At 58.8% G+C, this 12443-nt stretch carries 12 protein-coding genes and 2 tRNA genes; 1 reads left to right on the forward strand and 13 read right to left on the reverse strand.

The window, feature by feature from the left end:
- Positions 1-18: 18 nt before the first annotated feature.
- From BLT03_RS00475 to uvrB, 13 genes are all read right to left on the reverse strand, one after another.
- The gene (locus BLT03_RS00475; protein ID WP_245711176.1) at positions 19-1131 is read right to left on the reverse strand and encodes an NAD(P)/FAD-dependent oxidoreductase; all 1113 of its coding nucleotides are present in this window, start codon (positions 1129-1131) and stop codon (positions 19-21) included.
- A complete protein-coding gene (locus tag BLT03_RS00480) occupies positions 1128-2189 on the reverse strand; it encodes a histone deacetylase family protein (protein WP_092739244.1) in 1062 nt (353 codons plus the stop codon). The genes BLT03_RS00475 and BLT03_RS00480 overlap by 4 nt, the downstream gene beginning before the upstream one ends.
- 114 nt (positions 2190-2303) lie before the next feature.
- Positions 2304-2378: transfer RNA gene (locus BLT03_RS00485), tRNA-Val, on the reverse strand.
- Between the two features lie 42 nt (positions 2379-2420).
- Positions 2421-2495, reverse strand: a tRNA-Val gene (locus BLT03_RS00490).
- Positions 2496-2520: 25 nt separating this feature from the next.
- Positions 2521-3249 (reverse strand): DNA polymerase III subunit epsilon, encoded by a 729-nt coding sequence (dnaQ, locus tag BLT03_RS00495; RefSeq protein WP_092739246.1) that lies wholly within the window; start codon positions 3247-3249, stop codon positions 2521-2523.
- Positions 3249-3587 carry an ISC system 2Fe-2S type ferredoxin gene (gene fdx / locus BLT03_RS00500; RefSeq protein WP_092739248.1) on the reverse strand — a complete coding sequence of 113 codons (339 nt, stop codon included), beginning with the start codon at positions 3585-3587 and terminating at the stop codon, positions 3249-3251. The genes dnaQ and fdx overlap by 1 nt, the downstream gene beginning before the upstream one ends.
- 19 nt (positions 3588-3606) lie before the next feature.
- Entirely contained in the window at positions 3607-5478 is a 1872-nt protein-coding gene (gene hscA, locus BLT03_RS00505) for a Fe-S protein assembly chaperone HscA (RefSeq protein ID WP_092739250.1), read from the reverse strand.
- A gap of 74 nt (positions 5479-5552) precedes the next feature.
- Positions 5553-6071: a Fe-S protein assembly co-chaperone HscB gene (gene hscB, locus BLT03_RS00510; protein ID WP_092740013.1), complete on the reverse strand. Its 519-nt coding sequence runs from the start codon at positions 6069-6071 to the stop codon at positions 5553-5555.
- A gap of 64 nt (positions 6072-6135) precedes the next feature.
- Entirely contained in the window at positions 6136-6459 is a 324-nt protein-coding gene (gene iscA, locus BLT03_RS00515) for an iron-sulfur cluster assembly protein IscA (protein ID WP_092739252.1), read from the reverse strand.
- A gap of 14 nt (positions 6460-6473) precedes the next feature.
- A complete protein-coding gene (gene iscU, locus BLT03_RS00520; protein WP_092739254.1) occupies positions 6474-6872 on the reverse strand; it encodes a Fe-S cluster assembly scaffold IscU in 399 nt (132 codons plus the stop codon).
- Between the two features lie 34 nt (positions 6873-6906).
- A complete protein-coding gene (locus BLT03_RS00525; protein ID WP_092739256.1) occupies positions 6907-8127 on the reverse strand; it encodes an IscS subfamily cysteine desulfurase in 1221 nt (406 codons plus the stop codon).
- Positions 8128-8215: 88 nt separating this feature from the next.
- Positions 8216-8752, reverse strand: a complete 537-nt coding sequence (iscR, locus tag BLT03_RS00530) for a Fe-S cluster assembly transcriptional regulator IscR (RefSeq protein WP_092739258.1) — start codon at positions 8750-8752, stop codon at positions 8216-8218.
- Positions 8753-8999: 247 nt separating this feature from the next.
- The gene (uvrB, locus tag BLT03_RS00535) at positions 9000-11081 is read right to left on the reverse strand and encodes an excinuclease ABC subunit UvrB (protein ID WP_092739260.1); all 2082 of its coding nucleotides are present in this window, start codon (positions 11079-11081) and stop codon (positions 9000-9002) included.
- Between the two features lie 104 nt (positions 11082-11185).
- Here uvrB and BLT03_RS00540 point away from each other — a divergent pair, with 104 nt between their 5' ends.
- Entirely contained in the window at positions 11186-12382 is a 1197-nt protein-coding gene (locus BLT03_RS00540) for an amino acid aminotransferase (RefSeq protein WP_092739262.1), read from the forward strand.
- Positions 12383-12443: the final 61 nt, after the last annotated feature.

Consider the following 12443-nt stretch of genomic DNA (forward strand, 5'->3'; position numbering starts at 1 on the left):
ACCGCTTGGCTGAGAAAGTCAGCGACAGGCCTTCTCCGCAACATACGCCCCCAGCGCCATTGCACTGGTAAGCCCGGGTGACTCGATACCGAACAGCTGGACCAGGCCATGGACACCATGGGTCTCTGGACCCTGAATGCAGAAATCTGCTGCCGCTTCGTGCGGACCGTTAATTTTCGGGCGGATGCCCGAATAGCCGGGTACCAATGCCCCGTCGCGCAATCCTGGCCAGTAGCGGCGCACTTCGGCATAGAAGCCATCTCCGCGCGCCGGATCCACCGTGAGATCGTCCGCAGAGTCCACCCACTCCACATCCGGACCGAACTTCGCCTGGTGACCCATGTCGAGGGTGAGATGCACGCCCAAACCTGCAGCTTCGGGCACGGGATAGATCAACCGTGAAAACGGCGATGCTCCCGTGAGCACGAAGTAGTTGCCTTTGGCGTACCGCGCCTCGGGAACATGGCGCTGGTCCAGCCCGCGAATCCGCGACGCCAGGGCTGGCGCCTGGAGGCCGGCAGCGTTGATCAATACGCGCGCTTGTAGCCTCGTACCGTCGGCCGCTTCCAAAACGATAGCACCCCCCTCAGTCTCAGCATGCGCCACGGGCGAATTCAGCGCCACGATTCCTCCGGCGTGCTCCAAGTCTCCTTGAAGAGACAGCATGAAGGCGTGGCTGTCCACGATGCCAGTGCTGGGCGACAGTAGCGCAGCCACGCATTCGAGCGCTGGCTCCAGGGCCCTGGCTTGGTCCCTTGTCAGCCATTGCAAATCGGATACGCCGTTGGCTAGAGCCCGCTGCCGGATTCCCTCCAGCGCTTTCACTTGATCGTCGGACGTTGCAACGATCAGCTTTCCGCAACGCCGATGGGGAATGCCCCTTGATTCACAGTAGGCGTACAGCATGTCGCGGCCCTCCACGCAAAGCCTCGCTTTGAGCGAGCCTTTGGGGTAGTAGATGCCTGCATGAATGACTTCGCTGTTGCGTGAACTGGTACCGGTGCCGATGGCGTCCGCACCCTCTAGCACCAGAACTTCACGGCCACGCAGTGCAAGGGCCCGCGCTACGGCCAGTCCCACCACGCCTGCGCCGATCACGACGCAATCGACGGAATCTATGGAACCCGTCACGCGATGTCTCCGCTGTGTCCGATCGCCTCAAATCCATCTATCACATTCACTGCGTTGAGGCCCAGCTCTGCCGCAGCGTAACCACCTTCCAGTACAAATACCGTTGGCACCTTCAATTGGGCCAATCGCTTGCCGATCTGCAAAAAATCATCGGAAGCCAGTGAAAAGCGGGAAATGGGATCGCCCTCGAAAGTGTCCAGCCCCAGAGAGACGACCAGGGCCTGTGGTTCATAAACCGAGATGGCCGCGCAAGCCTTCTCCAATGCCGCGAACCACTCTTCAAACGTAGTGCCTGCCGGCAAAGGCAAATTCAAGTTGAATCCCTCCCCCGCGTCCTGCCCGGTTTCATCCGCATGGCCAAGGTAAAAAGGGTATTCGGTCAGCGGGTCGCCGTGAATGCTGATGAACAACACGTCAGGCCGCTCGTAAAAAATGCTCTGGGTTCCGTTGCCATGGTGGTAGTCCACATCGAGCACAACGACGCGCTCCATGCCTGAATTGAGCAAGGTTTGCGCAGCAACCGCCGCGTTGTTCAAAAAGCAATACCCCCCCATGAAATCGGGCCCGGCATGGTGTCCCGGCGGGCGGGTGACACAAAAAGCAGCTTTTGCGATGCCGCTTGCTACCGCGGAGGCAGCACTGGCAGCGGCATCTGCTCCGGCCTTGGCTGCAGCCCATGTGCCCTGCGCCAACGGGGTCCCGTTGTCCATCGAATAAAGGCCCAGCCGCGCTGTGAAGTTCATCGGCTCGATGTCGGATCGCAGACTGCGTACTGGCCACACCGACGGGAATGGTTGGACGCTGGCATTCGCTGGATCTTGCGCAATCCACTGTTGCCAAGCTGTCTGCAAAAAAGCGAGGTACCTCGGCGCGTGAACCTGCTTGAGCACTGCAAGGCTGTCCACATCAGGTGCATGCAGAACATGGCCTCGCTCCTTGAGACGCTGCTCCACATAATCCTGGCGCGCCGGCTTTTCAAAGCAGGGCACACGGTCGCCACGAAAGAACTCATGCACAGGGGCATGCGAAGTGTGCAGGGGATTGTGAAAGGTGAGCATCGTCTGCCGGTATCGAAGTCGAAACCAGACATTGTGGCCGAAGCTTCAGGGACGATATCGAGCAACCATCACGCAACAAAAAACCCCTGCAGACAAAGTCTGCAGGGGTTTATGTGGTGGGTGATACATGGATCGAACATGTGACCCCTGCCGTGTGAAGGCAGTGCTCTACCGCTGAGCTAATCACCCGCTGAGTCAGCAATGGCTGTGCACTCCTGACTCAAAAAACACTGGTGGGTGATACATGGATCGAACATGTGACCCCTGCCGTGTGAAGGCAGTGCTCTACCGCTGAGCTAATCACCCGTGTTGTCTTGCGACAAGCCCATGATTATTGCACAGCTTTTTCCATACCGGACTCGACACGCCAAATTGTTTTTCCGCCGCTGGCCTTGTCGATCTGAATGAGCGTCTCTTCGTGCAACGATAACTCTTGTTCGCTGGCCGTCAGTACCTGCAAAACCAGGGCGCTCAGATCGACAGGAGCGACACGTATTCCAGACTTGGCCTCGCTCTCGTCGTCGGAGATGAGCAACGGATCCTGCCCACGCGTCAGGTTGATGTAGACGTCCGCCAGCAACTCCGCATCCAGAAGCGCCCCGTGCAAGGTACGGCCCGAATTGTCGACACCCAAGCGATCACACAACGCATCCAGCGAGTTGCGCTTGCCTGGAAACATTTCCTTGGCCATGACGAGCGTATCCGTCACGCTCTCTACATAGGTCTTGAACCCAGGACGACCGGTCAGTTCCAGTTCTTTGTTGAGGAAGCCGACATCGAACGCAGCGTTGTGAATGATGATTTCAGCGCCCTGCAGATACTGCAGGATGTCGTTCGCCATCTCTGCAAACTTCGGCTTGTCTCTCAGAAACTCATTGCTAATGCCGTGCACCTTCAGCGCGTCTTCGTGGCTGTCCCGGCCTGGATTGAAGTACAGATGCAGGTTATTGCCCGTGAGTTTGCGATTCAGCAGTTCCACGCAGCCCAACTCGATGATTCTGTCTCCACCTTCTGCCGACAAACCGGTGGTTTCAGTGTCCAGAACGATCTGCCGAGACATCAGTGGTTTTCCTTGGCATGGTTGATGGTGTACTTGGGTATCTCTACTGTGACATCGCTTTGAGCCAGGATAGCTTGGCAACTGAGCCGGGATTGCGGCTCAAGGCCCCAAGCTCTGTCCAGAAGATCTTCCTCTTCTTCCTCGGCTTCGTTCAGGGAGGCACCGCCCTCGCGCACGATCACATGACAGGTCGTACAGGCACAGCTCATATCGCAGGCATGCTCGATCTTGATGCCGTTGTCGAGCAAGGCTTCGCAAATCGAGGTACCCGATGGCGCAGTGATCTGTGCTCCCGCAGGGCAATATTCGGAATGGGGCAGTATTTTGATGACAGGCATGGGGGCTGGTTTGTCTCGATTAGAGGTTCTGCACGTTCTTGCCGCCAAGGGCTTGCTGAATGCCGCGATTCATCCGCTGGGCCGCGAACGATTCGGTACCGTGGGCCAGTGCCTGGGTGGCGGCGTCAATGGCAGCGGCGTCGTCTAGATCGCTTGCGGTGCGCAACGCTTCCATCAAGGCATTGATCACATCGCGCTCGCCAGGCTCAAGCAAGTCGGCATCGGCATCCAACGCGCTCTTTATGGCCATCAGCATGCGGTCGGCATCCACACGTGCTTCGACCAATGCCCGCGCCCGCATGTCCTGCGCTGCAGTGGCAAATCCTTCTTGCAACATCCGCGCGATGTGATCATCGGACAACCCATAAGACGGCTTGACGTCGACACGCGCTTCCACGCCACTGCCTTGCTCTTTGGCATTGACACTCAACAAACCGTCAGCATCGACTGTGAAAGTGACACGAATGCGTGCTGCGCCTGCGGCCATGGGCGGAATGCCGCGGAGTTCAAACCGGGCCAGACTGCGGCAGTCAGCCACCAAGTCTCTTTCGCCCTGCACCACATGAATGGCCAAAGCCGTCTGGCCGTCCTTGTAAGTGGTGAAGTCCTGGGCTTTGGCGGTGGGAATGGTTTCATTGCGAGAAACGATTCGCTCCACCAGCCCGCCCATGGTTTCGATGCCGAGCGACAAGGGGATCACATCCAACAGAAGCATGTCGCCGGAAGAGTTATTGCCTGCCAGCTGATTGGCCTGCAAGGCAGCGCCTAAAGCCACCACCTCATCAGGATTCAAATTGTTCAGCGGCTCCGAACCAAAAAAATCTCGCACGGCATGCTGCACTTGGGGCATGCGCGTTGATCCTCCGACCATCACTACGCCTTGGACCTCCTGCGCAGAAAGTTGCGCATCGCGAAGGGTGCGCCTTGCTGCGGCGATCGAACGTTGGGTGAGCCCGGCAGTTGCCGCCTCGAAGTCGGAGCGCTGCACCTCTTTGGTCAGAATCGAACCTGAGATCTCAGCGATGAAAGCCGCAGAATCAGCTGCGCTGAGAGCCTCTTTGCACGCACGGGCGGCCAGACGAACTGCTGCTTTGTCTTGAGGCGTCGTTGCTGTCACACCGTTTTGCTGCAGCACCCAATCTGCCAGCGCTGCGTCGTAGTCGTCCCCACCCAGCGCGGAGTCACCGCCGGTGGCGATCACCTCGAACACACCCTGCGTCAACCGCAGGATCGAGACATCAAATGTGCCGCCGCCCAAGTCATACACCGCGTACACACCTTCACTCGCATTGTCGAGCCCGTAAGCGATGGCCGCCGCGGTTGGCTCATTAATGAGACGCAGAAGATTCAACCCAGAAAGGCGCGCTGCATCCTTGGTAGCTTGGCGCTGTGCATCGTCAAAGTAAGCCGGTACGGTAATGACTGCACCGTAAATCTCGTCATTGAAAGTGTCTTCGGCACGGTATCGCAGCGTTGCGAGAATTTCGGCACTCACCTCCACTGGCGATTTAACTCCGTCCACCGTCTGCAATGAGACCATGCCACGTTCGTCAGCGCCCTCTGGCATTACAAACTCGTAGGGAAGCTTTTCTGGATGCGCAACATCCTGCAAGCCGCGCCCCATGAAGCGTTTGGCAGAGGCAATCGTGTTGCGGGCGTCAGACGCTTGGGCCGCCGCCGCCTCATAACCAATCTGCCGCCCACCTTGCTCCAAATAACGGACGACCGAGGGCAACAGCACTCGGCCTTGATCATCGGGCAGGCACTCTGCCAAACCGTTGCGTACGGCGGCTACCAGCGAATGCGTTGTGCCGAGATCGATCCCAACGGCAATGCGCCTTTGGTGCGGATCGGGGGATTGGCCAGGTTCTGATATCTGTAAAAGCGCCATGGGGTCTTTTTCTTAGGTGGCAGGTGAGGCAGCATGTTGGCTGCCGCATCCATTCATTCGACAGGGAGCGGACGCTATTGTCCCAGCGCGTCCCTGCGGCGATCGATATCCTCGGCAAATCGCGCAATGAACATGAGGGCTCTGACTTCGTTAGCGGCCGCGGTGTAGTCGTGCTGCTGGTCCAGCAATTGCTCACAACGCTGCAGGGCAGCCAAACTCGCTTGCCGGACGGTCTGATCCAACTCTTCAAAGGCAGGGGCGTCGGTAGCCTCGTCCAGAGCCTCTCTCCACTCCATTTGCTGCATCAGAAACGCTGTTGGCATGGCCGTGTTGTCCTCGGCCCTGATAGGAGCGCCTGCCAACTCGCAGAGGTATGCCGCCCGCTTGAGGGGCTCTTTGATGCGCTGGTACGCCTCATTGATACGCACCGACCATTGCATTGCCTTGCGCTGCGCTGCAGCGCCATGCATTGCGAATCGGTCCGGATGCGCTTCACGCTGCAATTCTTTCCACCGCGCATCGATGAAGGATCGATCCTGGGCGAATTGGCGGGGTACGCCGAACAGTTCGAAATCGTCGGATTGAAGGTTCATGTCAAGAAAAAAAACCGCCAGCACGGAACGCGTTGGCGGTTCATGGCAACGGTGAAAAGAAACGTCAGACCCGAAAGCTCTCTCCGCAACCACACCGATCGCGCTCATTCGGATTATTGAATTTGAACCCTTCGTTCAAACCCTCACGCACGAAATCCAGCTGCGTTCCGTCGATGTAAGCAAGGCTTTTCGGATCGATGAGCACCTTCACTCCATGGTCTTCAAACACCATGTCTTCCGGACCCTGCTCGTCAACATATTCCAACTTATAGGCCAAGCCAGAACAACCTGTCGTCTTCACGCCAAGCCGAACGCCCACCCCCTTACCGCGGCGAGACAGGTAGCGGCTCACATGTCGGGCCGCAGCTTCGGTCAATGTGATCGCCATGTCACTCCTCCGCCTCAAGCAGTGGCCACAGCAGCGTGCTTGGCCTTGTAGTCTTGAACGGCTGCCTTGATGGCGTCTTCCGCAAGAATGGAGCAATGAATTTTCACGGGAGGCAGAGCCAATTCCTGTGCAATTTCAGCATTCTTGAGCGCCGCAGCTTCGTCCAACGTTTTACCCTTGACCCATTCGGTCACGAGGGAAGACGAAGCAATAGCAGAACCGCAACCGTAAGTTTTGAAGCGGGCATCTTCGATCACGCCGGTTTCTGGGTTGACCTTGATTTGCAGTTTCATCACGTCACCGCAGGCAGGTGCGCCCACCATGCCCGTACCCACCGAATCATCACCCTTGTCGAACGAGCCCACATTGCGAGGATTCTCGTAATGGTCGATCACTTTGTCTGAATAAGCCATGATGTTTACCTCTTAAATCTGGTGTGCGACGCGATCAGTGCGCAGCCCATTGAATGGCGCTGATATCGACGCCGTCTTTGTACATTTCCCACAACGGGCTGAGCTCACGCAACTTCGCCACGTTATGGCGAATGGTGGACACCGCGTAGTCAATTTCCTCTTCGGTGGTGAAGCGACCAATGGTCATGCGCAAACTGCTGTGAGCCAATTCGTCGCTCCGCCCTAACGCACGCAGCACATAGCTGGGTTCGAGGCTGGCAGAAGTGCAAGCAGAGCCGGACGAAACCGCCAATCCCTTGATACCCATGATCAGCGACTCGCCTTCGACGTAGTTGAAACTGATGTTCAGGTTGTGGGGCACGCGGCGCTCCATATCCCCATTGACGAACACCTGTTCAATGTCCTGCAAGCCGTCAAGAAGACGCTTTTGCAATGCCTTGGCCTTTGCCAGATCTTGCGCCATCTCTTCACGAGCAATACGGAACGCCTCTCCCATCCCAACGATCTGGTGCGTAGGCAGGGTGCCGGAACGCATGCCGCGCTCATGCCCGCCGCCGTGCATCTGCGCTTCCAGGCGCACGCGCGGTTTACGGCGTACATACAAAGCACCGATGCCCTTAGGACCATAGGTCTTGTGCGAAGCCAAGCTCATCAGGTCCACTGGCAGGGTCGACAGATCAATATCCACCTTGCCCGAGGCCTGTGCCGCGTCAACATGGAAGATGACGCCTTTTTCACGACACAGTGCACCAATGGCAGGCAGATCCTGAATCACGCCGATTTCGTTGTTCACGAACATCACGCTCAGCAAAATGGTGTCAGGGCGGATTGCGGCCTTGAGCACTTCGAAATCGAGCAAACCGTTTTCCAGAACGTCAAGGTAAGTGACTTCAAAACCCTGACGCTCCATCTCACGCATGGTGTCCAGCACAGCTTTGTGCTCGGTTTTCACCGTAATCAGGTGTTTGCCCTTGCCCTTGTAGAAATGCCCTGCCCCTTTAATGGCAAGGTTGTTGGACTCGGTCGCGCCACTTGTCCAAACAATTTCGCGGGGATCGGCATTGATCAATCGAGCGACTTCAACACGGGCATTTTCGACCGCTTCTTCAGCCTCCCAACCCCACGCATGGCTCCGCGATGCAGGATTGCCGAAATGCTCTCTCAACCAAGGAATCATGGCATCCACGACCCGCGGGTCCACTGGCGTGGTGGCACCGTAGTCGAGGTAGATAGGAAAGTGCGGGGTCATGTCCATGGCTGGCTCAGTAAAGTGTCTGGCTGGCGAGAGTCAGAAATCAAAAATCCGGCGTGTGGTGATAGCCCGGCGCAGGCCGGGCATCCAATCACGATTTGGCGAACACGTTGCCCAATGCGAAAACCGAATTGGGAGCGTTGACGCGAATAGGCTTGACGACAGGCGTGGTCGAAATTGCGCGACGAACCACCGGTTTGTCTTCGATCTGCACACCCTTGGCCAACTGATCGTCCACCAGCTTCTGGAGAGTGACAGAATCCAGGAACTCGACCATTCGCTGGTTCAGCGAAGCCCAGAGTTCGTGTGTCATGCAACGACCCGCTTCGCCAAGGCAATTTTCCTTGCCACCGCATTGCGTTGCATCGATCGGCTCGTCCACAGAGACAATGATGTCTGCTACGGTGATGTCTGCCGCCTTGCGTGCCAGGGTATAACCGCCACCTGGACCACGCGTCGACTCGACGAGTTCGTGCCGGCGCAGTTTGCCGAACAGCTGCTCCAGGTACGAGAGCGAAATTTGTTGTCGCTGGCTGATTGCCGCCAGAGTGACGGGGCCATTGTTCTGGCGCAGGGCCAGATCGATCATGGCGGTGACCGCAAAACGGCCTTTGGTAGTGAGACGCATCGCAAGCTCCTTGTCTTCAGGCTTGTCCGTTATAGAAACGCCCCGAGGCAACATGATTGCCGCCTGAGGCACCGTCTCCGCCCCTAACTCCGTGTCTCACGCCTGAAAAGCTGAGACTTGGGAGCCCTTCATCGTTGGGCTGTTTTGTTGAGTGTTTCACCCAAGTATAGCACAAATCCTTATTGTTTTTGTCGGGTAACAAAACCCATCAGTCACCTTTTCCCCCCAGCCGTCGCAAACGCAGCCGTTACAACGCGACGTGATCGCCACCCGCCGCCCCAAAAGCCTGCGCCTTGAGCTGACCCAACTGGTCACGCACACGGGCAGCTTGTTCGAATTCCAGGTTCCGGGCATGTTCGAGCATGAGCTTTTCGAGCCGCTTGATTTCCCGGGCTACGTCTTTTTCGGACATGTCTTCGACCTGGGCCCGGCGCATCGATTCCTGCTCCAGCCGATCAGCTTCCTTGCCGGCTTTCTCGCTGTAGACCCCGTCAATCAGGTCTCGCACCTGCTTGACAATGCTCCGCGGCGTAATTCCATTCTCTTCGTTGTGTGCGATCTGCTTGATGCGCCGACGTTCCGTTTCGCCGATGGCTTTTTTCATGGACTCGGTGACACGGTCCGCATACAAGATGGCCTTGCCATTCAAATTTCGGGCGGCGCGGCCAATCGTCTGGATCAAACTCCGCTCGGCACGCAAGAAACCTTCCTTGTCGGCATCCAGGATCGCCACGAGCGACACCTCAGGAATGTCCAAGCCTTCACGCAGCAGGTTGATACCCACCAGCACGTCGAATGCCCCAAGCCGCAGGTCGCGGATGATTTCCACCCGTTCGACGGTGTCGATGTCCGAGTGCAGGTAGCGCACCTTGACGCCGTTGTCGCTCAGGTAATCCGTCAGTTGCTCGGCCATCCGCTTGGTCAGCGTCGTGATCAGTACGCGCTCGCCCTTGTCCACGCGGATGCGGATCTCCTGCAGCACGTCGTCCACCTGATGCGTAGCCGGGCGCACCTCGACCTCGGGGTCGATCAGTCCGGTCGGCCGGACCACCTGGTCCACGACCTGCCCGGAGTGGGTCTTTTCATAATCCGCTGGCGTGGCCGAGACGAAGATCACCTGGCGCATGCGCGTCTCGAACTCTTCGAATTTGAGCGGCCGGTTGTCCAGCGCGGACGGCAGGCGAAATCCGTACTCGACCAGGGTCGTCTTCCGGGAGCGGTCGCCGCTGTACATGGCGTTGAGCTGGCCGATCATCTGGTGGCTCTCGTCCAGGAACATCAGCGCGTCGCTGGGCAGGTAATCCGTCAAGGTGCTGGGCGGGTCCCCCGGGGCAGCGCCCGACAGGTGGCGGGTGTAGTTTTCGATGCCCTTGCAGTGCCCCACTTCGCTGAGCATTTCCAGATCGAACCGCGTGCGCTGTTCCAGGCGTTGGGCCTCCACCAGCTTGCCTTCGGACACGAACTGGCCCAGGCGCTCCGCCAGTTCGAGCTTGATGGTTTCCACCGCCGTGAGCACCTTGTCGCGGGGCGTCACGTAATGGCTGCTTGGGTACACCGTGAAGCGCGGAATCTTCTGCTTGACCCGGCCAGTGAGCGGATCGAACAGCTGCAGGCTTTCGATCTCGTCATCGAACAACTCGATGCGGATGGCCAGCTCGGAATGCTCGGCCGGAAACACGTCGATGGTGTCGCCGCGCACGCGGAACTTGCCTCGGCTGAAATCCTGTTCGTTGCGCTGGTATTGCATCCGGATCAGTTGCCCGATCACGTCGCGCTGGCTGAGCTTGTCGCCCACGCGCAGCGTCATCACCATGCGGTGGTAGCTCTCCGGCTCGCCAATACCGTAGATCGCCGATACGGTGGCCACGATGACCACGTCGCGGCGCTCCATCAGGCTCTTCGTACACGACAGCCGCATCTGCTCGATGTGCTCGTTGATCGCCGAGTCCTTCTCGATGAAAAGGTCCCGCTGCGGCACATAGGCTTCCGGTTGGTAATAGTCGTAATAGCTCACGAAGTACTCGACGGCGTTCTTCGGAAAGAACTCGCGGAACTCGCTGTAGAGCTGGGCGGCCAGCGTCTTGTTCGGCGCGAAAACGATGGCCGGACGCCCCATTCGCGCGATCACGTTGGCCATGGTGAATGTCTTGCCGGAGCCCGTCACCCCCAGCAAGGTCTGGAAGACCTCGCCGTCCTGGATGCCTTCCACGAGCTTTTCGATGGCCTCGGGCTGGTCGCCCGCCGGAGGATAGGGCTGATACAGCTCGAACGGCGAGTCCGCGAAGCTGACGAACTGGCCGGTCACGGGTTCTGAGATGACTGGGTGCATGGTGTGAGGTCCGCTTGCGTGGGCCGCTAAAATCTGCGGTTGACCCGAAAGCCTATCGCAGCTTGGGGCGCAACGTCAGATTTCCAACCTCCAAGGACTATTCAATGTCTCTGTTCACCGCCGTCGAAATGGCCCCCCGCGACCCGATCCTGGGTCTGAATGAGCAATACAACGCGGACACCAACCCGAACAAGGTCAATCTGGGCGTGGGTGTGTATTTCGACGACAACGGCAAGCTGCCCCTGCTGCAATGCGTGCAGGCCGCCGAAAAGACCATGATGGAAAAGCCGGCCGCGCGCGGCTACCTGCCCATCGACGGCATCGTGGCCTATGACAACGCGGTGAAGGCGCTGGTGTTCGGTGCGGACAGCGAGCCCGTCACCTCCGGCCGCGTGGCCACGGTGCAGGCCATCGGCGGCACGGGCGGTCTCAAGATCGGCGCAGACTTCCTGAAGAAGGTCAGCCCCGACGCGAAAGTGCTGATTTCCGATCCGAGCTGGGAAAACCACCGCGCGCTGTTCACCAACGCCGGCTTCGTGGTTGATTCCTACGCCTACTACGACGCGGCCAAGCGCGGCGTGAACTTCGAAGGCATGCTCGCCAGCCTGAACGCGGCCGCAGCCGGCACCATCGTCGTGCTGCATGCCTGCTGCCACAACCCGACCGGCTACGACATCACGGCCGAGCAGTGGGACCAGGTCATCGCTGTGGTCAAGGCCAAGGGCCTGACGCCTTTCCTGGACATGGCCTACCAGGGCTTCGGCCACGGCATCGCCGAAGACGGGGCGGTGATCGGCAAATTCGTGGCCGCCGGACTCAACTTCTTCGTCTCCACCTCGTTCAGCAAGAGCTTCAGCCTGTACGGTGAGCGCGTGGGCGGCCTGTCGGTGCTGTGCGCCGACAAGGAAGAAGCCAGCCGCGTGCTGAGCCAGCTCAAGATCGCCATTCGCACCAACTACTCCAACCCACCCATCCATGGCGGCGCCGTCGTCGCGGCCGTGCTCGGCAACCCCGAGTTGCGCGCGCTGTGGGAAAAGGAACTGGGCGAAATGCGCGTGCGCATCAAGGCCATGCGCCAGAAGCTCGTCGACGGCCTGAAGGCTGCCGGTGTGAAGCAGGACATGTCGTTCATCACCAGCCAGATCGGCATGTTCAGCTACTCCGGTCTGTCCAAGGACCAGATGGTGCGCCTGCGCAGCGAGTTCGGCGTGTACGGCACTGACACCGGCCGCATGTGCGTGGCTGCGCTCAACAGCAAGAACATCGACTACGTCTGCCAATCGATTGCGAAGGTGGTCTGACGCTCGCCCTTACCGCTTCGCCACCCGCCCCGGCCTGAGCCGCATAGCGCCGGCCCAGGCC

The organism is Paracidovorax valerianellae (genome assembly GCF_900102625.1).
Lineage (GTDB): Bacteria > Pseudomonadota > Gammaproteobacteria > Burkholderiales > Burkholderiaceae_C > Paracidovorax > Paracidovorax valerianellae.